This window comes from Citrobacter sp. Cb041, assembly GCF_030336655.1.
Classification (GTDB): domain Bacteria; phylum Pseudomonadota; class Gammaproteobacteria; order Enterobacterales; family Enterobacteriaceae; genus Citrobacter; species Citrobacter braakii.
Window position 1 is genome coordinate 13,681 of sequence record NZ_JAOWDD010000041.1, and the last position, 17,849, is coordinate 31,529.

The following is a 17,849-nucleotide window of genomic DNA, read 5'->3' on the forward strand; positions in this document are numbered from 1 at the left end:
AGAGGGCCTTATGGCAACGTACTATAGCAACGATTTTCGTGCTGGTCTTAAAATCATGTTGGACGGCGAACCTTATGCGGTTGAAGCCAGCGAATTCGTTAAACCAGGTAAAGGCCAGGCATTTGCGCGCGTTAAGCTGCGTCGCCTGCTGACCGGTACTCGCGTAGAGAAAACCTTCAAGTCTACCGATTCCGCTGAAGGCGCAGACGTAGCCGACATGAACCTGACCTTCCTGTATAGCGACGGTGAGTTCTGGCACTTTATGAATAACACCACTTTCGAACAGCTGGCTGCAGACGAGAAAGCGGTAGGCGATAACGCTAAATGGCTGCTGGACCAGGCTGAATGCATCGTGACCCTGTGGAACGGTCAGCCGATCTCCGTGACTCCGCCAAACTTCGTTGAGCTGGAAGTCGTTGAAACTGACCCAGGTCTGAAAGGCGATACCGCTGGTACTGGCGGCAAACCGGCTACTCTGTCTACTGGCGCAGTCGTTAAAGTTCCGCTGTTCGTACAGATCGGTGAAGTGATCAAAGTGGATACTCGCTCCGGCGAATACGTTTCTCGCGTAAAATAAGATATCTATTTGATCTTATGGCGCAGGTTGCTGCGCCATACTTTTTCCAGGGCAGGAATGATGAAACGTCTTCTCAGTCTTGTAATGCTCATCCTTTTCACCAGCACTCTCCTGGCGGGTTGTAATACCGCGCGCGGCTTCGGTGAAGACATCAAACATCTTGGCAATTCAATCTCTCACGCCGCCAGTTAACACTCTCTCATAGTCTTAAAAACGGTTGTTTATCCATCACACTTGCGGATCTTGTCTATTATTAATGAGCTATACACAAACAATATTGGCTAGAAAAGGAAGACGTTATGGTTAAAAAGACAATTGCTGCGATCTTTTCTGTGTTGGTTCTTTCTTCAGCGTTGACTGCGTGCAATACCACGAAAGGTGTTGGGCAGGATATCTCTGAAGGCGGTAGCGCAATCTCTGGTGCAGCGACAAAAGCTCAACAATAATCATGAACGGTACGACGTCACGTCGTACCGTTAATTCCCCTTCCCGGGGAGTGAGAGAAACGGCGAGAAGCGGTTCCCCATGTGCAGTTTCATGCGGATATTCCGTTTATAGGTGTAGACCGTCTTGCCATGAATGCTGAGTGCGGCGGCTATCGCATTGTTACTCACACCATCCATCCACATCGACAATACTTTCTCCTCCTGCGGCGTAAGCAGCGGAGTCGCGTTTTCGGCTATTTCTAATGTGGGGCGAAGCTGTAGCGCCTCCTGAATCGTGTGTGAGAGCGCGTTCAGCGTGGTGTGCTTGGTTAAGACCGAATAGGCGACGGATTGAGAGGAAGCAATTGAGGCGTGCTGTCTTTCAACTGATTGCAGTAAAATCAGCGGGATGACGCCGCAGCTCATGAAAAAGGGTTTAATTGGCGGACTGGTATGCGTCTCGCTAATAAAACTGTATAAATCCGCGATCACCAGATGCGGCTTCCACTGCAAAATATGCTCTTTTGCTAACAGGAGATTATTGATCCCTGACACAAGAAATGAGGAGCTGAACCTGCCAGAATGATTAAGCAAGGCCTCAATCCCTGTGCGGGTAAAGTGGCACCGGTCAATCACTAAAATTTTAAGCATAACTTTTTCGCATTCAGAAGAGAGGCAATCGACTTTCTGGATTCAGAAAGCCCTTCATCATAGAGAACTCCGATGAGTGCCAAATGCGGGAACTACGCCGCTAATTATGCTTAATTCTTGCTTTTAGCGGGCAGCGAATAAAAAGGTTGAAATTCATTTTCTCTCGGGCAAAAATGCCATTTCACACATCAGCTTTGCAGGACGACCTGCAAATGCTTCTTTCACCGGGGACGGCCCCATTGTTCTGGAGCCTGATATGTCCTGGATCGTTTTATTAATTGCAGGTCTGCTCGAAGTTGTCTGGGCGATTGGCCTGAAATATACCCACGGTTTTACGCGTTTGACGCCAAGCATTATCACTATTGTGGCAATGATCGTCAGTATCGCCATGCTCTCCTGGGCAATGCGTACGTTGCCTGTAGGAACCGCCTATGCCGTATGGACCGGTATCGGCGCAGTCGGGGCGGCCATTACAGGGATTCTGCTGCTGGGTGAATCTGCCAGCCCGGCGCGGTTACTGAGCCTCGGGCTGATTGTGGCCGGTATTATTGGCCTCAAGCTGAGCACCCACTAAGCGCCAGGCTGTTTTACCCAAATCAGCTTATTCACCTCAAACCCTTCCCGGGTCGCGATGGCCAGCATTTGCTGTTTCATTTCATCTGAAATAGTAGGGGTCCGTGAAAGGATCCACAGGTAGTCGCGATCCGGCCCGCAAACCAGCGCGTGACGATATTCCCTGTCGAGGGCAATCACGTTATACCCGCCATAGAAGGGGCCAAAAAATGAGACCTTGAGCGCAGCGCGGTTTGGGTCGCCAGTGAAGTAGGCTTTCCCCTCCGTTTTCTGCCACATTCCTCTGTCCGGGTTATAGCCCTTGTTAATAACATTGATACCGCCGTCGTCGCGCAGGCTGTAGGTAGCAGTCACTTTTTCCAGTCCGCGCTCGAATCGATGGTCGAAACGCGCAATTTCATACCAGGTGCCCAGATAGCGTGTGGCATCAAAGTTATTTACTACGGTAACACCTTTCGGTGGTGTTGGGGTGCTGCAAGAGACAACCAGAAATGCAGCCGTAACTGCAGCAACGACGGGCAGAATGCGCATGGGATTTTCCTTGCTGGATTTTTGTTAAGTGTAGATGACAGCAGGAAAAAAAGAGAAAGAAAGGAAGCCCAATATCCAGGGCCTCCTTGTCCGTTACTGCAGTTTTTCAAGAATGCGCCAGGCGGCCTCGACGCGAACAGGGTTTGGGTAGCTCTTGTTTGCCAGCATCACGATGCCAAGGTTTTTTTCTGGAACGAACGCAACGTAGCTGCCGAATCCGCCAGTGGAGCCCGTTTTATGCACCCATGAGGCTTTCACGGCAGGCGCGGGCGGGTTTACCTCAACGGCAGGAAGCGCTGCCAGTGCCACTTTGCTGTCGCTACCGCTAATTATCGAGTTGGCCTTCACCGGCCAGTTCAGCATCTCCCAGCCCAGGCCCTGGTACATATCGCCAATACGCCAGTAACGTGACTGCGCAAGCTCGATGCCCTGCTGGAGCGTTTTCTCCTGAACCTGGCTGGCGTCCATGTTGGCCTGAACCCAACGGGTCATATCGATAACGCTCGATTTCACCCCGTAGGCTTCAGCATCAAGTTGGCCAGGGGATACATGCACAGGTTTTCCTTCGCGATAACCCCAGGCATAATCTTTTTGTTCGCTCTGCGGAACCGTAATCCAGGTATGCGCCAGTTTTAAGGGGTGCAGGACGCGTTTGGTCATCGCCTCTTCGTAGCTCATGCCTGAGGGTTTCACCGCCAGGGAGCCAAACAGACCAATGCTGGAGTTAGCATAAAGACGTTTAGCGCCTGGGGCCCATTGCGGCTGCCAGTTTTGATAAAAGCGTAGTAACGCGGCTTTATCCGTAACGTCGTCCGGAACCTGAAGCGGCAGGCCGCCTGCCGTGTAGGTGGCTAAGTGCAGCAGGCTGATACCCTGCCACTGCTTACCAGTCAGTTCAGGCCAGTAATGCGTGACCGGATCGCTGAGCTTAATTTCGCCGCGGGCGATAGCATCGCCGCCCAGCACGCCGTTGAACGTTTTACTGACCGATCCGAGTTCAAACAGCGTTTGTTGAGTGACTGGACGGTTATTGGCGATATCGGCTTTACCCCAGGTAAAGTAATAAGGTTTCCCCTGATAGATAATCGCAACGGCCATGCCCGGAATTGCCTGCTCCTGCATCAGCGGTGTGATGGTACGGTTAACGATATCGGCAATTTGTTGTTCTGTTTTTGCGGCGGCAAACGTGGAGAAAGAAGCTGTCAGCAGCAGCGCGCAGCATATCGATTTTTTCATCATGAAATCAGTTCCGTAATTAAAAGCGAAAGGGTGTCCGGGCCCGTCAGACGTAATCAGTGTGTTTGATTTGCACCGTGTTGACAAACGGTTAAATTTAGCAGCAGATATAAGTTTTTCTAACAGGCCAGATAATGACGCGTAGCTATATCCCTCTTAACTCGCTGCGGGCTTTTGAAGCAGCGGCCAGACATCTCAGCTTTACCCGCGCTGCAATTGAGCTCAACGTGACGCATTCTGCAATAAGCCAACATGTAAAAGCGCTGGAGCAACAGCTGAATTGTCAGCTTTTTGTGCGTGGTTCTCGAGGGTTAATGTTGACGACTGAAGGGGAATGTCTGTTACCTGTACTTAATGACTCTTTCGATCGTATGGCGGGGATGCTGGATCGTTTTGCCACTAAACAGACTCAGGAAAAACTTAAAATTGGCGTGGTGGGGACCTTTGCGGTAGGTTGTCTTTTCCCTCTGTTGAGCGACTTTAAGCGCCACTGTCCGCATATTGATTTGCATATTTCCACCCACAATAACCGTGTGGATCCCGCCGCCGAAGGGCTGGATTATACTATTCGCTACGGAGGAGGAGCCTGGCACGATACCGATGCGCAATATTTGTGTAGCGCGCTGATGTCTCCGCTGTGTTCACCGACATTGGCCTCGCAGATTAAAGCACCTGTGGACATCCTGAAATTTCCGTTATTACGATCGTATCGGCGTGATGAATGGACGCTTTGGATGCAGGCCGCCGGAGAAGCGCCTCCGTCACCGACGCACAACGTGGTGGTGTTTGACTCGTCCGTCTCAATGCTGGAAGCCGCGCAGGCGGGGATTGGTGTGGCAATTGCACCGGTTAGAATGTTCACGCATTTGCTCAGCAGTGAACGTATCGTGCAGCCTTTTTTAACGCAGATTGATCTGGGGAGTTACTGGATAACGCGTTTACAATCTCGTCCGGAGACGTCCGCGATGCGTGAGTTTTCCCGCTGGTTGACCGGGATGCTGCACTAATAAAAAGGCCCGCCATTGGCGGGCCTGATAATTAACGCATGCGATTAGATGGTCAGGATCCCAATAGCCGTTACAACGGTCAGGATAGCTGCCAGTCCGTAGAATACCCATTTGCCCGCAGGCACGTGGATTTTCAGGTCATGCATCGCGTGGTGCATACGGTGTAAACCGCACCACAGCGGCAGAACGATCATCAGGAACAGAAACGCACGTCCGATGAAGCTCTGAGCGAATGCCAGTACGCGTTCATAGCTGAAAGCATCAGGAACAAAGCCCAGCGGCAGCATAATGCCGACCAGCAGGATCATCACCGGCGCAATGATTGCGCTCCACATACCGCCTGCACCAAACAGGCCCCAGAATACGGGTTCGTCAGAGCGTTTTGGATTTGGATTAATCATTCCGGACTCCTTACCAGAACAGGGCAACAAACAGTATTACTACTGTCGCAACCACAGTAACTGCCCAGAGACCTTTGATGATCGGCTCTGGCCCCATTTTTTCGTCTTTTACGATGATGTTGGCAGCTTTTGGCGCCAGCTCAAACCAGGTTTTGGTATGCAGCAGCGCTGCTGCCAGGGCGATAATATTCAGGATCACCACCACCGGGTTTTGCAAAAAGGCGACAAAGCCCATCCAGGACTCTGCACCATGCTTGAGTGCAAACAGGCCGATAATCAGTTCAATGCTGAACCAGACTGCCGGAACCGCCGTGCCTTCGCGCAGCATGTAAAAACGATAAAATGGCAGCTTTTTCCACCAGGTGGACGTCATTGGTCGCACATAGGGTTTGCGTTTAGTCGTCATCGTGCACTCCTTAGCGTGGTTTCAGGGTAGCGATAAGAAAGTCTTTTGAACTTTCAACTTTACCCTGCTGAATGGCCGCAGCCGGATCGACGTGTTTCGGGCAGACTTCGGAGCAGTAGCCCACAAAAGTACAGGACCAGACGCCGTTCGGGCTGTTCAACTGAGCCATACGCTCCTTCTTACCGTGGTCGCGGCTATCTTCGTTGTAACGATGCGCCAGCGTAATCGCAGCCGGTCCAATGAACTCTGGGTTCAGGCCGAACTGCGGGCACGCGGCGTAGCACAGACCACAGTTGATGCAACCGGAGAACTGATGATACTTCGCCATCTGCGCCGGAGTCTGGGTGTTTGGACCCTGATCCGGTGTACGCGGGTTACCGATGATGTACGGTTTGATCGCTTCCAGGCTTTCGATAAAGTGCGTCATGTCGACGACCAGATCGCGCTCAATCGGGAAGTTGCCCAGCGCTTCAACCTTCATGCCGTTGGTGTAATCACGCAGGAAGGTTTTGCACGCCAGTTTAGGTACGTTGTTAACCATCATGCCGCAGGAGCCGCAGATCGCCATACGGCAGGACCAGCGGTAGCTCAGGTCCGGTGCCAGGTTATCCTTGATGTAGCCCAACGCATCCAGCAGTGACGTGGTTTCATCATAAGGAACTTCGTAGAAAGCACTGTGCGGCGCGGTATCGGTTTCCGGGTTATAGCGCACCACCTCAACTTTCAGGTTTTTCATCTCAGCCATTCGCCTTCTCCTTCTTATCGGCTGCTTCCGCTTCGCCACCGTAAACACGTTTAGCCGGTGGCAGAGTGGTGATTTTCACGTCGCTGTATTCCAGGCGAGTCGTGCCGTCAGCATCGCGGAAGGCGAGGGTGTGTTTGAGGAAGTTCACATCGTCACGCTCGGTGCAGCCTTCATCCAGACGCTGGTGCGCGCCGCGGGATTCTTTACGCGCCAGAGCAGAGTGCGCCATACATTCAGCAACGTTCAGACCGTGACCCAGTTCGATGGTGTACAGCAGGTCGGTGTTGAAGACGCTGGAGGTATCAGTGATACGGACGCGCTTGAAGCGTTCCTGCAGCTCAGCCAGTTTATCAACGGTTTTCTGCATGAGTTCCGGTGTACGGTAGATACCGCAACCTTCTTCCATGGACAGGCCCATTTCGTCACGGATCTTAGACCAGTTTTCGTTACCTTCCTGGTTAACCAGATCTTTCAGACGTTTTTCAACGCCAGCAACCTGCGCATCGAGCGCGGCACTGTTTGCAGCGCCAGCCGTTGCAGCACGTTCTGCAGCCTGTTCACCGGCCATACGACCGAAGACCACCAGTTCCGCCAGGGAGTTAGAACCCAGACGGTTAGCGCCATGCAGACCAACAGAGGAACATTCGCCCACAGCGAACAGACCTTTAATGCGGGTTTCACAGTGCTGATCGGTTTCGATACCGCCCATGGTGTAGTGCGCGGTAGGACGTACCGGGATCGGCTCTTTAACCGGATCGACACCCACGTAGGCTTTCGCCAGTTCGCAGATGAACGGTAAACGTTCGAGCAGTTTTTTCTCGCCGAGGTGACGGAGGTCGAGGTGAACCACATCGCCACGCGGGGTGGAAATGGTGTTGCCTTTACGCCATTCGTGCCAGAACGCCTGAGAAACTTTGTCGCGCGGACCGAGTTCCATGTATTTGTTTTTCGGCTCGCCCAGCGGGGTTTCCGGACCCATGCCGTAGTCTTGCAGATAACGGTAGCCGTTTTTGTTGACCAGGATACCGCCTTCACCACGGCAGCCTTCGGTCATCAGGATACCAGAGCCTGGCAGACCCGTCGGGTGATACTGAACGAATTCCATATCACGCAGCGGAACGCCGTGGCTCAGCGCCATGCCCATACCGTCGCCAGTTACGATGCCGCCGTTGGTGTTGTAACGGTAAACACGACCTGCGCCGCCCGTTGCCATCACAACAGCATTAGCACGGATCTGCATCAGCGTGCCTTCCATCATGTTCATGGCAACCAGGCCGCGAGCATGGCCATCATCAACCAGGATATCCAGAACGAAGTGTTCGTCAAAGCGCTGAATCTGCGGGAACTGCAAAGATGTTTGGAACAGCGTATGCAACATGTGGAAGCCGGTTTTATCCGCGGCAAACCAGGTACGCTCGATTTTCATACCGCCGAAGCGACGTACGTTGACGCTACCGTCTTCACGGCGGCTCCATGGGCAGCCCCATTGTTCCAGTTGCGTCATTTCAGTTGGGCAGTGGTGGACAAAGTAATCCACGACATCCTGCTCACACAGCCAGTCTCCGCCTGCTACCGTATCGTGAAAATGGTAGTCAAAGCTGTCATGATCCTGCGCGACAGCAGCAGAGCCGCCTTCGGCAGCAACGGTATGGCTGCGCATTGGGTACACTTTTGAGATCAGTGCGATTTTAGCGTTGGGATTTGCTTGTGCGGCAGCAATTGCAGCACGTAATCCCGCGCCACCGGCGCCTATAATGGCAAGATCGGCTTGAAAGGTTTGCACGACATTCCTCCAGATTGTTGTTATTTCATTCCTGCCTGAAATCAGATGCTTCATCGGCTTCAAACAGGTTATGAACGCGTTTCCACTGCTCCTTTATAGGTACAATAGTATAGTCTCAGGGATGTGCGGGAAATTTGACGTGTTCGATTTTTTTAGCGTGTCAAAGGGGGGAATTATCATTGAATTTGATTAATTTAATTACTAAACCACCCCATGTCGCTTTTTTTATCCAATTGCCAGTGTGGATTATTGGCGTGCGAAATTTGTCTCGTTAACGCGATACGAGTAGACTTCGTGCCCTTGTCTTAAATCGGAGAAACAACCATGAGCGAAACGGCAACCTGGCAGCCGAGCGCGTCCATCCCCAATCTGTTAAAACGTGCAGCAATTATAGCGGAGATTCGCCGCTTTTTTGCCGATCGTGGCGTGCTTGAGGTTGAGACCCCTTGTATGAGTCAGGCAACGGTAACGGACATCCATCTGTTCCCGTTCGAAACGCGTTTCGTCGGCCCTGGACACTCCCAGGGAATGAATCTCTATTTAATGACCAGCCCGGAATACCATATGAAGCGCCTGCTGGTGGCAGGATGCGGCCCGGTGTATCAACTGTGCCGCAGCTTCCGTAATGAAGAGATGGGGCGTCATCATAACCCTGAATTCACCATGCTCGAGTGGTATCGTCCACACTACGATATGTATCGCCTGATGAATGAAGTGGATGATTTGCTCCAGCAGGTGCTGGACTGCTCACCTGCGGAAAGTCTCTCTTACCAGCAAGCCTTCCAGCGCCATCTGGAGATAGACCCGCTGTCTGCGGATAAAACCCAACTGCGGGAAGTGGCGGCGAAATTGGATCTCAGCAATATCGCCGATACCGAAGAAGACCGGGACACCTTACTGCAGTTGCTGTTTACGATGGGCGTTGAGCCGCATATTGGCAAAGACAAACCGACGTTTGTGTATCATTTCCCGGCCAGCCAGGCATCACTGGCGCAAATCAGTACCGAAGATCACCGCGTGGCTGAACGTTTCGAGGTTTACTACAAAGGTATTGAGCTGGCGAATGGTTTCCATGAATTGACCGACGCGCGCGAACAGCAGCAGCGGTTTGAACAGGATAACCGCAAACGTGCCGCGCGTGGCTTGCCGCAGCAGCCTATCGACACCAACCTGCTTGAAGCGTTAAAAGTGGGGATGCCGGATTGCTCTGGCGTGGCGCTGGGCGTTGACCGTCTGGTGATGCTGGCGCTGGGCGCAGAGAGCCTGGCCGAGGTTATCGCATTTACCGTCGATCGCGCGTAACGCACTCTCCTTCCATACAAAGTGGCGGTGAAATGGCCACTTTGTAGCATATTTTTTCATTTACCCTCTAATAGCCACAATTTACTCCTGGATATTTGATATCGTTCAGGTATCAATTCTGTGTTGATTTTTCTATCGCTGAACTCTGAAAAGAGGGCAGTGCCAACCGGTGAGTGGCGTTTGTTAAACGCTTGCCAGAGTAAGGGATGGTTTAATGACCCAAACAATAAAAAAGATGAGCCTTATAGGTCTCATCCTCATGATATTTACGTCTGTTTTCGGTTTTGCGAATAGCCCCTCCGCATTCTATCTAATGGGGTATAGCGCGATTCCGTGGTATATATTTTCTGCATTATTATTCTTTATCCCATTTGCTTTAATGATGGCGGAAATGGGGGCTGCCTATCGGAAAGAAGAGGGCGGAATCTATTCGTGGATGAATAATAGCGTTGGGCCACGCTATGCGTTTATCGGCACGTTTATGTGGTTTTCTTCCTATGTAATATGGATGGTAAGTACCGCAGCGAAAGTTTGGGTACCTTTTTCAACCTTCTTATTTGGCGCAGACATGACGCAGCACTGGCGTTTTGCGGGGCTTGAGCCTACGCAGGTCGTCGGGTTGCTCGCCGTCGGTTGGATGATTCTGGTAACCTGCGTGGCCTCCCGGGGTATTAATAAGATTGCTCGTATTACGGCTGTAGGTGGAATTGCCGTAATGTGTCTTAATTTAGTTCTGTTGTTAGTGAGTGTCGCTATTTTGTTATTAACTGGTGGTCACTTTGCGCAGGATATTAATTTCATCTCCTCGCCTAATCCGGGATATCAGTCCGGTCTGGCCATGTTGTCATTTGTTGTGTTTGCCATTTTTGCATACGGCGGAATAGAAGCCGTGGGGGGATTAGTTGATAAAACAGAAAAGCCAGAAAAGAACTTTGCGAAAGGCATTGTCTTTGCCGCGATTGTCATTTCTGTCGGTTATTCACTGGCCATATTTTTATGGGGCGTTAGCACCAACTGGCAGCAAGTATTAAGCAATAGCTCGGTCAACCTCGGCAATATAACGTATATCCTGATGAAAAGCCTCGGGATGACGTTAGGTAACGCGCTGCATGTTTCTCCTGAAACCGCGATGGCGACGGGGGTGTGGTTCGCGCGTATCACCGGGCTTTCTATGTTTCTCGCTTATACCGGCGCTTTTTTCACGCTCAGCTATTCGCCACTGAAAGCGATTATTCAGGGAACGCCGAAGGCGCTGTGGCCAGCGCCAATGACCAAACTGAATGCCGTGGGGATGCCGACGACGGCAATGTGGTTGCAGTGCCTGCTGGTGAGCCTGTTTATCCTGCTGGTTTCGTTTGGCGGCGATACGGCTTCAGCGTTCTATAACAAACTGACGCTGATGGCGAACGTCTCGATGACGCTGCCGTATCTGTTCCTCGCGCTGGCGTTTCCGTTCTTTAAAGCCCGTAAGGGCCTGGAAAGACCGTTTGTTGTCTTTAAAACCCGAGCGGCGACGTTACTGGCCACATCGGTGGTTGTGCTGGTGGTGACGTTTGCCAATGTGTTCACCATCATCCAGCCGGTGATTGAAGCTGGGGACTGGAACAGCGCATTGTGGATGACCGGAGGCCCGATCTTCTTCTCGCTGTTGGCAATGGCGATTTATCAGAACTACAGCCGTCGCACGGCCAACGAGCCTGAGTGGGCGGTGGAGTAAACTTCCTGCTGAATCCGGCCTACAAAAATGATTCTTCGTAGGCCGGATTCGGCGAAGCTGCCATCCGGCATCATTTTTGTTTACAAACTCCCCGCCGGGCGACTGCTTCTGCCCGCAGAACTTAAGGTTCTTCCCGTTTGCTTACCGCCGAGGCTCTCCAGACGCATCTGGAACGGTGGGAACGGCATATCGATACCGTGCTCACGGAAGCCTGCCAGAATCAACTGGTGGATTTCGTGGCGCAGCGGCATACGATGCCCCATTTCAGCGGCATAAATACGCAGTTCGAAGATTTGAATCCCTTGCTGCAGGTCAACCAGGAAGACTTCTGGTGCCGGGTTATCGATAACCAGCGAGCAGCGTTGTGCGGCAGTAAGCAGGATCTGCGTAACCTCCTCGCTGTTAGCCTCCGACGGTGCCGGGATGGTTAATACCACACGGGTGACCGAATCCGATAACGACCAGTTGATAAACTGCTCGGTGATAAAGGCTTTGTTGGGCACGATGATCTCTTTGCGGTCCCAGTCGCTGATGGTCGTGGCGCGGGTATTAATTTTCGTCACGCTACCGGTAAGATCGCGAATCGTCACCGTGTCGCCAATGCGGATTGGTTTTTCAAACAGGATAATCAGGCCGGAAATAAAGTTGGCGAAGATCTCCTGCAAACCAAAGCCCAGACCGACACCGAGAGCCGCTACCAGCCATTGCAGTTTGGACCACTCAATACCGATCATTGAGAAGCCAACCAGACCGCCAATCAGCATCAGCAGGTACTTGGTGATGGTGGTGATGGCGTAACCGGTGCCGGGGGTTAAATCGAGATGTTGCAGCAGCGCCAGCTCCAGCAGCGCGGGCAGGTTGCGCACTAATTGGGTAGTGATGATAAACACCAGGATTGCGATAAGCACTGCACCCAGCGTTATCGGCTCTAAACTTTCCACACCCTGCACCGTGGAGGTGACATCCCACAACGAGATATTTTCCAGGAAGCCGAAAGCGGAATGAATTTCTGACCACAGCACAATGACCGAGAGCAGGGCGATAAGCATCAGGATAGAGCGCACCAGGCGCAGTGATTGCGCGCTGATAGCATCCAGATCCACTTCGCTTTCATCAACATCAATCGTGCCTTCAAGGCTGGTGGAATGCGCTGGTTCTTCTTCACCCCGTGCGCGCTGCGCCAGCATTTCGGCACGTCGATGCTTGGCGCGGTCAAACGCCAGCCGGCGGCGCTGGATCAGCATCCAGCGGCGGATAACGTGATACACCACCAGTAACAAGAACCAGATAGCTACGGACGTTTCCAGACGCGCCAATAAAGCTTGCGACGTGGCGAGATAGCCCACTGCCGCAGCGAGAATGGCAATCAGCGGTGCGCCCATCAGCATATTCCACAGCATGCTGTTGACCATGTTATCGCTGTTGCCTTCTTTATCGAGGTACAGCGGTATCCCGGCGCGTTTCAGGCTCAGGGTTACGACCGCCAGCGCACCGCAAATCAGAATAAAGCACAGACGCCCCAGTGAGGCGGAGAATTCCCGGTCATTGAGATTATCAAACATAATCACCGCCATGATCAGCGGCACAATCAGCCCGATACTCATCAGGTAATAGTGCATGGCTTTCGCGACGCGGTTACGCGGCCAGCCAAAGTGGGCAATGAACAGACCGTTGGGGCGCGCAAAGGTGGCGCAAATCATTACTGCCCACAGCATGGGCACCGTGGCGGTAACGCCATCGCCGATAGCGACAGCTAATGGATAAGGCCAGGCTTCCTGCAATCCGTAACCGAGCGTTGCCCACAGCACCGGCAACGGAGAAGCGACGAGTATCGACCAGAACACCGTGCGTATCGTCAGCCAGAAGTGGTCCTGGGTGACTTTCCCGACCCGCGCAGATGAACGCTCCAGAAAACGGGTGAAGTGTTTGCGCGAAGAGAGGCTAAAGCCAACCAGCACCAATGCCGCGAAAAGCGGCAGCAGCGTTTCTTTGCTGGTCAGCATCATGATGCTGGCTTTGCCCAACTGATTAAACGTATCTAATGAGATCAGACGCCGCAGATCCTGGACGATGTCGACAGGCCAGGAGAGGGAGATGGGGCTAACGTCCGAGGTCCAGAACAGATAGCGGTGCGTTGCTTCGTTGACCTCTTTTAGCGCATCTTCCAGTTGGCTGTTAGAGACTTTGAGCTTGGTCAGCTCAAGGATCAGCGTATCGCCGCCCTGTAACAAAGAGTTCAGCAGCTCACGCTGGGTGCGTAACTGGGCGTTGAGAATGCTGCTCTGTTCAGCGGTCAGCGGTTGTCCATCGGCCTGATGAATCTGACGCAACTGCGGCTGTTTGTTGAGGAGATCCTCATAGCGCATACGGTGCACGCGAAGCTGCGCCATTTCGGTATCCAACTGCTGAGGCTTGGGCATTTCCGGTAAACGGGATACCTGCGCGCGCAGTGCTTCTCCCAGCATATTTGAGACCCCAAGCCACTGAGACTGCTCTCGCAGCGTATTCAATGCCTGGCGCACCTGTAGCGTTTGGCTGGCGGCTTGACGCTGTTGCGAGGCGACCAGGTCCATACGTTGCGCCTGCTGGTTTAATGCCTGAGACAGTTCGCGGTTAACCTTGAACTGGTCGACAATACCTTCCGGCAGTCCCGCGCTGTTTTCCGCCAACAGTTCGGTGCTTTCCAGCGCTCGCTCTGCTTCACGCTGACGTTGACTGTTGAGCTGGTTGCGCAAAGCCTGCAGGTAAGTATCGAGCTGCTGGCTCTGTTTTTCCGCCAGCTCTGAGCGCATACGCGCCAGCTCCTGGCGGTTATTAGCGGAAAGCTGCGCCAGCTCCAGTTCATCGACCAGGGCTTTGAGTTTGGCGGATTCAGCCTGCATCGCCTGATTCTGCGCGGGATTAGAGTTGGCGGTACCAATACGTCGCTCAAGCTCATTTAGCTGGCGGCGGGCATCGGTTTGCTGTTGAGGAAGCTGGCTTAACGAGTCGGCGATTTCCCGGGCGCGATCCTGCTCCTGCTGGGCCTGACGACTCTTTTCCAACAGTTGGCTGCTGACCTGGAGGATCTCCTGGTTTAACGCATCGGTGGTGAGTCCGGTTGGCACATTGCGCGGTTCATCGCGCAGGTTGCTAAGCTGCGCGCGTAATGTTGCGGACAGCTTGGGGAAGTTATCAATAACCTGCTGATATTGCTGGGTACGCTCGAGAGAACCTTTACGCTCCTCGAGGGCATTCAGCGCGGACTGGAGCGCCTCGACGGTTTCTGGCTGAGCAGGTTTCGCCGCTTTTGCCTGCTCCAGTTCCTGGGTGAGTTGTTTGGCATCGGGGGCCGTCGCAGCGTACGCCCCCAGGCTGAGGCACCAGGCCATCAGAAAAGTGATAATCAGGCGCACAGCAGCGATTCCTATGTTTAACTTTCGTCTTTTTTGTCGTCAACCAGCGGGCTGGCGTCGTGTTCTGCTTCAATCTCTTCTTTCGCAAGCGGGGCTGGTTCTGCCTCTGGCGTCACGAATGTCTCGGTCGAGATGGCCATTGGCTGGCCGATTTTGGTCACTGAAAGGTCCTGCAACTGCTCAACCAGGTTAACTTTGCCAGGCGCGAACAGGTTGATAACGGTGGAACCGAGCTTAAAGCGGCCCATTTCCTGACCTTTCAGCAGCGCCACCGACCCTTCGCTTTCGCCTTCCGGCCAGGTCCAGCGTTTGATGACGCCTTCACGCGGTGGGGTAATGGTGCCAGCCCATGCGGTTTCAATACTGCCAACGATGGTCGCGCCGACCAGAATCTGCACCATCGGGCCAAATTCGGTATCAAACAGACAGATTACGCGTTCGTTGCGTGCAAACAGGTTTGGAACGTTTTGCGCAGTCAGGATATTTACAGAGAAGAGATCGCCTGGCACGTACATCATTTCACGCAGGATACCGTTACACGGCATATGTACACGGTGGTAATCGCGTGGAGATAAGTAAGTGGTCACAAACGTACCGTTGCGGAATTTGTCCGCCATCTGGTAGTTGCCGGCCAGCAGTGCTTCAAGAGTATAGCTGTGCCCTTTGGCCTGCAGCAGTTTGTCTTCTTCGATGTTTCCTAACTGGTTAATCACGCCGTCAGCAGGCATGACCAGTACGTTTGGATCGGTGTTAATCGGGCGAACGTCGTCGCGCAGTGGGCGAACAAAGAAGTCGTTAAAGGTGCGATAGCTGGCGGTGTCCGGTTTTTGCGCCTCTTTCATATCGACCTTGTAATATTTCACGAACAGATCGATAACCAGTTTAGTCAGCCATCCTGCTCGTTTGCTCGCACCCCAACCCGCCAGGCGAGTGAGCCATAGTTTCGGCAGAATGTATTGTAGCGAAAGCTTAAATGAGTTTAACAAGGTAGCCTCCAGGCCATAATTTGTTCCCGATCCGGCATACGGGCCGGATCCTGAAAAAAGGGGGACGATTCTAGCGATGCTTAGCTTAGTTGTCAGTTGTCTGTATCAGAAAAGTTTTTACGTGTTTTTACCTGCGCCATGCTTTCCAGGATGCGGTGATAATTTTCAAACCGAGTTTCGGCTATTGCCCCTTTTTCTACGGCCTCACGGATAGCGCAGCCTGGATCGGTATCATGCTTGCAGTCGCGGTATTTGCAGTGGCCCAGGTAGTCATGGAATTCGACAAAACCATGTGTGATTTGTTCCGGCTCCAGATGCCACAACCCGAACTCACGTACGCCAGGGGAGTCGATAACGTCGCCACCGTGCGGGAAATGATACAGGCGAGAGGCAGTGGTGGTGTGCTGTCCAAGGCCGGAGTTGTCGGAGACATCGTTGGTCAGGATCTCTTCCTGCAGACCGAGAAGATTATTGAGCAGGCTAGATTTACCAACGCCCGACTGACCGGCAAAAATGCTGATGCGATCGGTTAATGCTTCTTCAAGCGGTTTCAGGCCGTCTTTCGTGCGGCTTGATACCATCAACACGCGATAGCCAATGTGGCGATAAATATCCATCTGTTCGTTAACAAAGGCCATGCCTTCGTCATCCAGCAGATCGATCTTATTCAATACGATAATTGGTTCAACGTGTAGCGTTTCACAGGCTACCAGATACCGGTCGATAATATTGAGTGACAGCTCGGGTAAGATGGCTGAGACAATAACGATCTGGTTGATGTTGGCGGCAATGGGTTTCACCCCGTCGTAAAAGTCGGGACGTGTCAGTACCGAGGTACGCTCGTGTACCGCCTCAACGATGCCTTTGACATTCACGCCTTCTGCTGCTGCTTTTCCCGGGCGCCAGACAACGCGATCGCCGGTCACCAGCGAGCGAATTGTACGGCGGATGTTGCAGCGGTGAATCTCACCGTCAGCAGATTCCACGTCGGCATGCATGCCAAAACGGCTGATTACGATGCCTTCAGCGGTTTCGCCAAACAGGTTGTCGTCGTAGTCTGGCTTCTCCGTGGACGTTTTCAGACGACGCTGGTGATTGGCGTTCACACGGCGCTGTTGGCCTTTGGAGAGTTTATTCTTACTCAATCGGACTGACTCCTGGTCGCCCATAATGGGCAAAACATTTATGATACACGCAATTTTAGATGAATATAGTCACACTGAATGTGACGCTGAAGGGTGGAAAATAGCATGAGTGCCAATGAAAACAACCTGATTTGGATCGATCTGGAGATGACAGGTCTGGATCCCGAGCGCGATCGCATAATTGAGATAGCCACGCTGGTGACGGATGCCAACCTGAATATTCTGGCTGAAGGACCGACAATTGCGGTGCACCAGTCCGACGAACAGCTGGCATTAATGGATGACTGGAACGTACGTACGCATACCGGTAGTGGGCTAGTGGATCGCGTGAAGGCGAGCACCATGGGGGATCGTGAAGCTGAACTGGCTACGCTGGCTTTTTTGAAAGAGTGGGTTCCAGAAGGGAAATCACCTATCTGCGGCAACAGCATCGGTCAGGATCGTCGTTTCCTGTTTAAATACATGCCGGAGCTGGAGGCGTATTTCCACTATCGCTATCTTGACGTCAGTACTCTGAAAGAGCTGGCGCGTCGTTGGAAGCCGGAGATTCTTGCTGGCTTCACCAAGCAGGGAACGCATCAGGCGATGGACGATATTCGTGAATCTGTTGCTGAGCTTGCTTACTATCGCGAACATTTTATTAAGCTTTGATTTTATGGATTGCCGGGCGGCGCTGTGGCTTACCCGGCCTACGAATATCGTTCCTGTGCGCTTGCACTGAGGCTGGATTGTCGCTAAATTAGACGACTTGCCGATAAATTCAGCACTTAAACAGAAAAACAAAAAAATCGCTTTTAGGGGGGTTGCAGCTAAACGGATTTCTCGTATAATGCGCCTCCCGTAACGACAGAGAATTACACGTTACGGCAGCAGCAAAAGCAGTACAAATTTGCGGGAATAGCTCAGTTGGTAGAGCACGACCTTGCCAAGGTCGGGGTCGCGAGTTCGAGTCTCGTTTCCCGCTCCAAA

At 52.6% G+C, this 17,849-nt stretch carries 18 protein-coding genes and 1 tRNA gene; 9 read left to right on the top strand and 10 right to left on the bottom strand.

Annotated elements, in window-relative coordinates; all coding sequences use genetic code 11:
- The first annotated feature begins 10 nt into the window (after positions 1–10).
- The 3 genes from efp to ecnB all read left to right on the top strand — a co-directional run bounded on the left by efp (position 11) and on the right by ecnB (position 1,023).
- On the top strand, positions 11–577 hold the full coding sequence (gene efp, locus OGV52_RS17875; protein WP_003025478.1) for an elongation factor P: 567 nt from the start codon (positions 11–13) through the stop codon (positions 575–577).
- A 57-nt stretch (positions 578–634) separates the two neighbouring features.
- Positions 635–769: a lipoprotein antitoxin entericidin A gene (gene ecnA / locus OGV52_RS17880; protein WP_016151394.1), complete on the top strand. Its 135-nt coding sequence runs from the start codon at positions 635–637 to the stop codon at positions 767–769.
- A 107-nt stretch (positions 770–876) separates the two neighbouring features.
- Complete coding sequence (gene ecnB / locus OGV52_RS17885; RefSeq protein WP_216404276.1) at positions 877–1,023, top strand: lipoprotein toxin entericidin B; 147 nt, start codon at positions 877–879, stop codon at positions 1,021–1,023.
- A gap of 30 nt (positions 1,024–1,053) precedes the next feature.
- Here the strand turns inward: ecnB and OGV52_RS17890 are convergent, their stop codons facing one another.
- Entirely contained in the window at positions 1,054–1,653 is a 600-nt protein-coding gene (locus OGV52_RS17890) for a LuxR C-terminal-related transcriptional regulator (protein ID WP_047414968.1), read from the bottom strand.
- Between the two features lie 256 nt (positions 1,654–1,909).
- Here OGV52_RS17890 and sugE point away from each other — a divergent pair, with 256 nt between their 5' ends.
- Entirely contained in the window at positions 1,910–2,227 is a 318-nt protein-coding gene (sugE, locus tag OGV52_RS17895) for a quaternary ammonium compound efflux SMR transporter SugE (RefSeq protein ID WP_016151397.1), read from the top strand.
- Here sugE and OGV52_RS17900 read toward each other — a convergent pair.
- Together OGV52_RS17900 and blaCMY are read right to left on the bottom strand one after the other, a co-directional pair.
- Positions 2,224–2,757, bottom strand: coding sequence for a lipocalin family protein (locus tag OGV52_RS17900; RefSeq protein ID WP_200080266.1), 534 nt, complete (start codon positions 2,755–2,757; stop codon positions 2,224–2,226). The two genes, sugE and OGV52_RS17900, sit on opposite strands and share 4 nt — an antisense overlap.
- Positions 2,758–2,850: 93 nt before the next feature.
- Complete coding sequence (gene blaCMY, locus OGV52_RS17905; protein WP_287108894.1) at positions 2,851–3,996, bottom strand: CMY-2 family class C beta-lactamase; 1,146 nt, start codon at positions 3,994–3,996, stop codon at positions 2,851–2,853.
- Between the two features lie 131 nt (positions 3,997–4,127).
- Between blaCMY and ampR the strand changes: the two genes are divergently transcribed.
- Positions 4,128–5,000 (top strand): LysR family transcriptional regulator AmpR, encoded by an 873-nt coding sequence (gene ampR, locus OGV52_RS17910; protein WP_287108896.1) that lies wholly within the window; start codon positions 4,128–4,130, stop codon positions 4,998–5,000.
- A 44-nt stretch (positions 5,001–5,044) separates the two neighbouring features.
- Here the strand turns inward: ampR and frdD are convergent, their stop codons facing one another.
- The 4 genes from frdD to frdA are packed head-to-tail and all read right to left on the bottom strand — an operon-like array spanning position 5,045 to position 8,335.
- Positions 5,045–5,401, bottom strand: coding sequence for a fumarate reductase subunit FrdD (frdD, locus tag OGV52_RS17915; protein WP_003025535.1), 357 nt, complete (start codon positions 5,399–5,401; stop codon positions 5,045–5,047).
- A gap of 10 nt (positions 5,402–5,411) precedes the next feature.
- Positions 5,412–5,807 (bottom strand): fumarate reductase subunit FrdC, encoded by a 396-nt coding sequence (frdC, locus tag OGV52_RS17920; protein ID WP_016151401.1) that lies wholly within the window; start codon positions 5,805–5,807, stop codon positions 5,412–5,414.
- A 10-nt stretch (positions 5,808–5,817) separates the two neighbouring features.
- Complete coding sequence (gene frdB / locus OGV52_RS17925) at positions 5,818–6,552, bottom strand: fumarate reductase iron-sulfur protein (protein ID WP_006686291.1); 735 nt, start codon at positions 6,550–6,552, stop codon at positions 5,818–5,820.
- On the bottom strand, positions 6,545–8,335 hold the full coding sequence (gene frdA, locus OGV52_RS17930) for a fumarate reductase (quinol) flavoprotein subunit (RefSeq protein WP_016151402.1): 1,791 nt from the start codon (positions 8,333–8,335) through the stop codon (positions 6,545–6,547). Before frdA ends, frdB begins: the two co-directional genes overlap by 8 nt.
- A gap of 324 nt (positions 8,336–8,659) precedes the next feature.
- Here frdA and epmA point away from each other — a divergent pair, with 324 nt between their 5' ends.
- Positions 8,660–9,637 (top strand): elongation factor P--(R)-beta-lysine ligase, encoded by a 978-nt coding sequence (gene epmA, locus OGV52_RS17935; protein WP_003830517.1) that lies wholly within the window; start codon positions 8,660–8,662, stop codon positions 9,635–9,637.
- A 214-nt stretch (positions 9,638–9,851) separates the two neighbouring features.
- On the top strand, positions 9,852–11,354 hold the full coding sequence (gene yjeM, locus OGV52_RS17940; protein ID WP_287108897.1) for a glutamate/gamma-aminobutyrate family transporter YjeM: 1,503 nt from the start codon (positions 9,852–9,854) through the stop codon (positions 11,352–11,354).
- 80 nt (positions 11,355–11,434) lie between these two features.
- Here the strand turns inward: yjeM and mscM are convergent, their stop codons facing one another.
- The 3 genes from mscM to rsgA form a co-directional block, all read right to left on the bottom strand.
- A complete protein-coding gene (gene mscM, locus OGV52_RS17945) occupies positions 11,435–14,749 on the bottom strand; it encodes a miniconductance mechanosensitive channel MscM (protein WP_232585254.1) in 3,315 nt (1,104 codons plus the stop codon).
- Positions 14,750–14,766: 17 nt separating this feature from the next.
- Entirely contained in the window at positions 14,767–15,735 is a 969-nt protein-coding gene (asd, locus tag OGV52_RS17950; RefSeq protein ID WP_016155504.1) for an archaetidylserine decarboxylase, read from the bottom strand.
- Positions 15,736–15,827: 92 nt separating this feature from the next.
- Positions 15,828–16,880 (bottom strand): small ribosomal subunit biogenesis GTPase RsgA, encoded by a 1,053-nt coding sequence (gene rsgA, locus OGV52_RS17955; protein ID WP_019078196.1) that lies wholly within the window; start codon positions 16,878–16,880, stop codon positions 15,828–15,830.
- A gap of 105 nt (positions 16,881–16,985) precedes the next feature.
- Here rsgA and orn point away from each other — a divergent pair, with 105 nt between their 5' ends.
- Together orn and OGV52_RS17965 are read left to right on the top strand one after the other, a co-directional pair.
- Positions 16,986–17,531 carry an oligoribonuclease gene (gene orn / locus OGV52_RS17960; protein ID WP_016151407.1) on the top strand — a complete coding sequence of 182 codons (546 nt, stop codon included), beginning with the start codon at positions 16,986–16,988 and terminating at the stop codon, positions 17,529–17,531.
- A gap of 240 nt (positions 17,532–17,771) precedes the next feature.
- Positions 17,772–17,847: transfer RNA gene (locus tag OGV52_RS17965), tRNA-Gly, on the top strand.
- Positions 17,848–17,849: the final 2 nt, after the last annotated feature.

Excerpts from the sequence above, each read along its gene's own strand:
- efp (WP_003025478.1), top strand. The coding sequence starts at position 11 with ATGGCAACGTACTATAGCAACGATTTTCGTGCTGGTCTTAAAATCATG.
- ecnA (WP_016151394.1), top strand. The coding sequence starts at position 635 with ATGATGAAACGTCTTCTCAGTCTTGTAATGCTCATCCTTTTCACCAGC.
- ecnB (WP_216404276.1), top strand. The coding sequence starts at position 877 with ATGGTTAAAAAGACAATTGCTGCGATCTTTTCTGTGTTGGTTCTTTCT.
- OGV52_RS17890 (WP_047414968.1), bottom strand. The coding sequence starts at position 1,653 with ATGCTTAAAATTTTAGTGATTGACCGGTGCCACTTTACCCGCACAGGG.
- sugE (WP_016151397.1), top strand. The coding sequence starts at position 1,910 with ATGTCCTGGATCGTTTTATTAATTGCAGGTCTGCTCGAAGTTGTCTGG.
- OGV52_RS17900 (WP_200080266.1), bottom strand. The coding sequence starts at position 2,757 with ATGCGCATTCTGCCCGTCGTTGCTGCAGTTACGGCTGCATTTCTGGTT.
- blaCMY (WP_287108894.1), bottom strand. The coding sequence starts at position 3,996 with ATGATGAAAAAATCGATATGCTGCGCGCTGCTGCTGACAGCTTCTTTC.
- ampR (WP_287108896.1), top strand. The coding sequence starts at position 4,128 with ATGACGCGTAGCTATATCCCTCTTAACTCGCTGCGGGCTTTTGAAGCA.
- frdD (WP_003025535.1), bottom strand. The coding sequence starts at position 5,401 with ATGATTAATCCAAATCCAAAACGCTCTGACGAACCCGTATTCTGGGGC.
- frdC (WP_016151401.1), bottom strand. The coding sequence starts at position 5,807 with ATGACGACTAAACGCAAACCCTATGTGCGACCAATGACGTCCACCTGG.
- frdB (WP_006686291.1), bottom strand. The coding sequence starts at position 6,552 with ATGGCTGAGATGAAAAACCTGAAAGTTGAGGTGGTGCGCTATAACCCG.
- epmA (WP_003830517.1), top strand. The coding sequence starts at position 8,660 with ATGAGCGAAACGGCAACCTGGCAGCCGAGCGCGTCCATCCCCAATCTG.
- yjeM (WP_287108897.1), top strand. The coding sequence starts at position 9,852 with ATGACCCAAACAATAAAAAAGATGAGCCTTATAGGTCTCATCCTCATG.
- orn (WP_016151407.1), top strand. The coding sequence starts at position 16,986 with ATGAGTGCCAATGAAAACAACCTGATTTGGATCGATCTGGAGATGACA.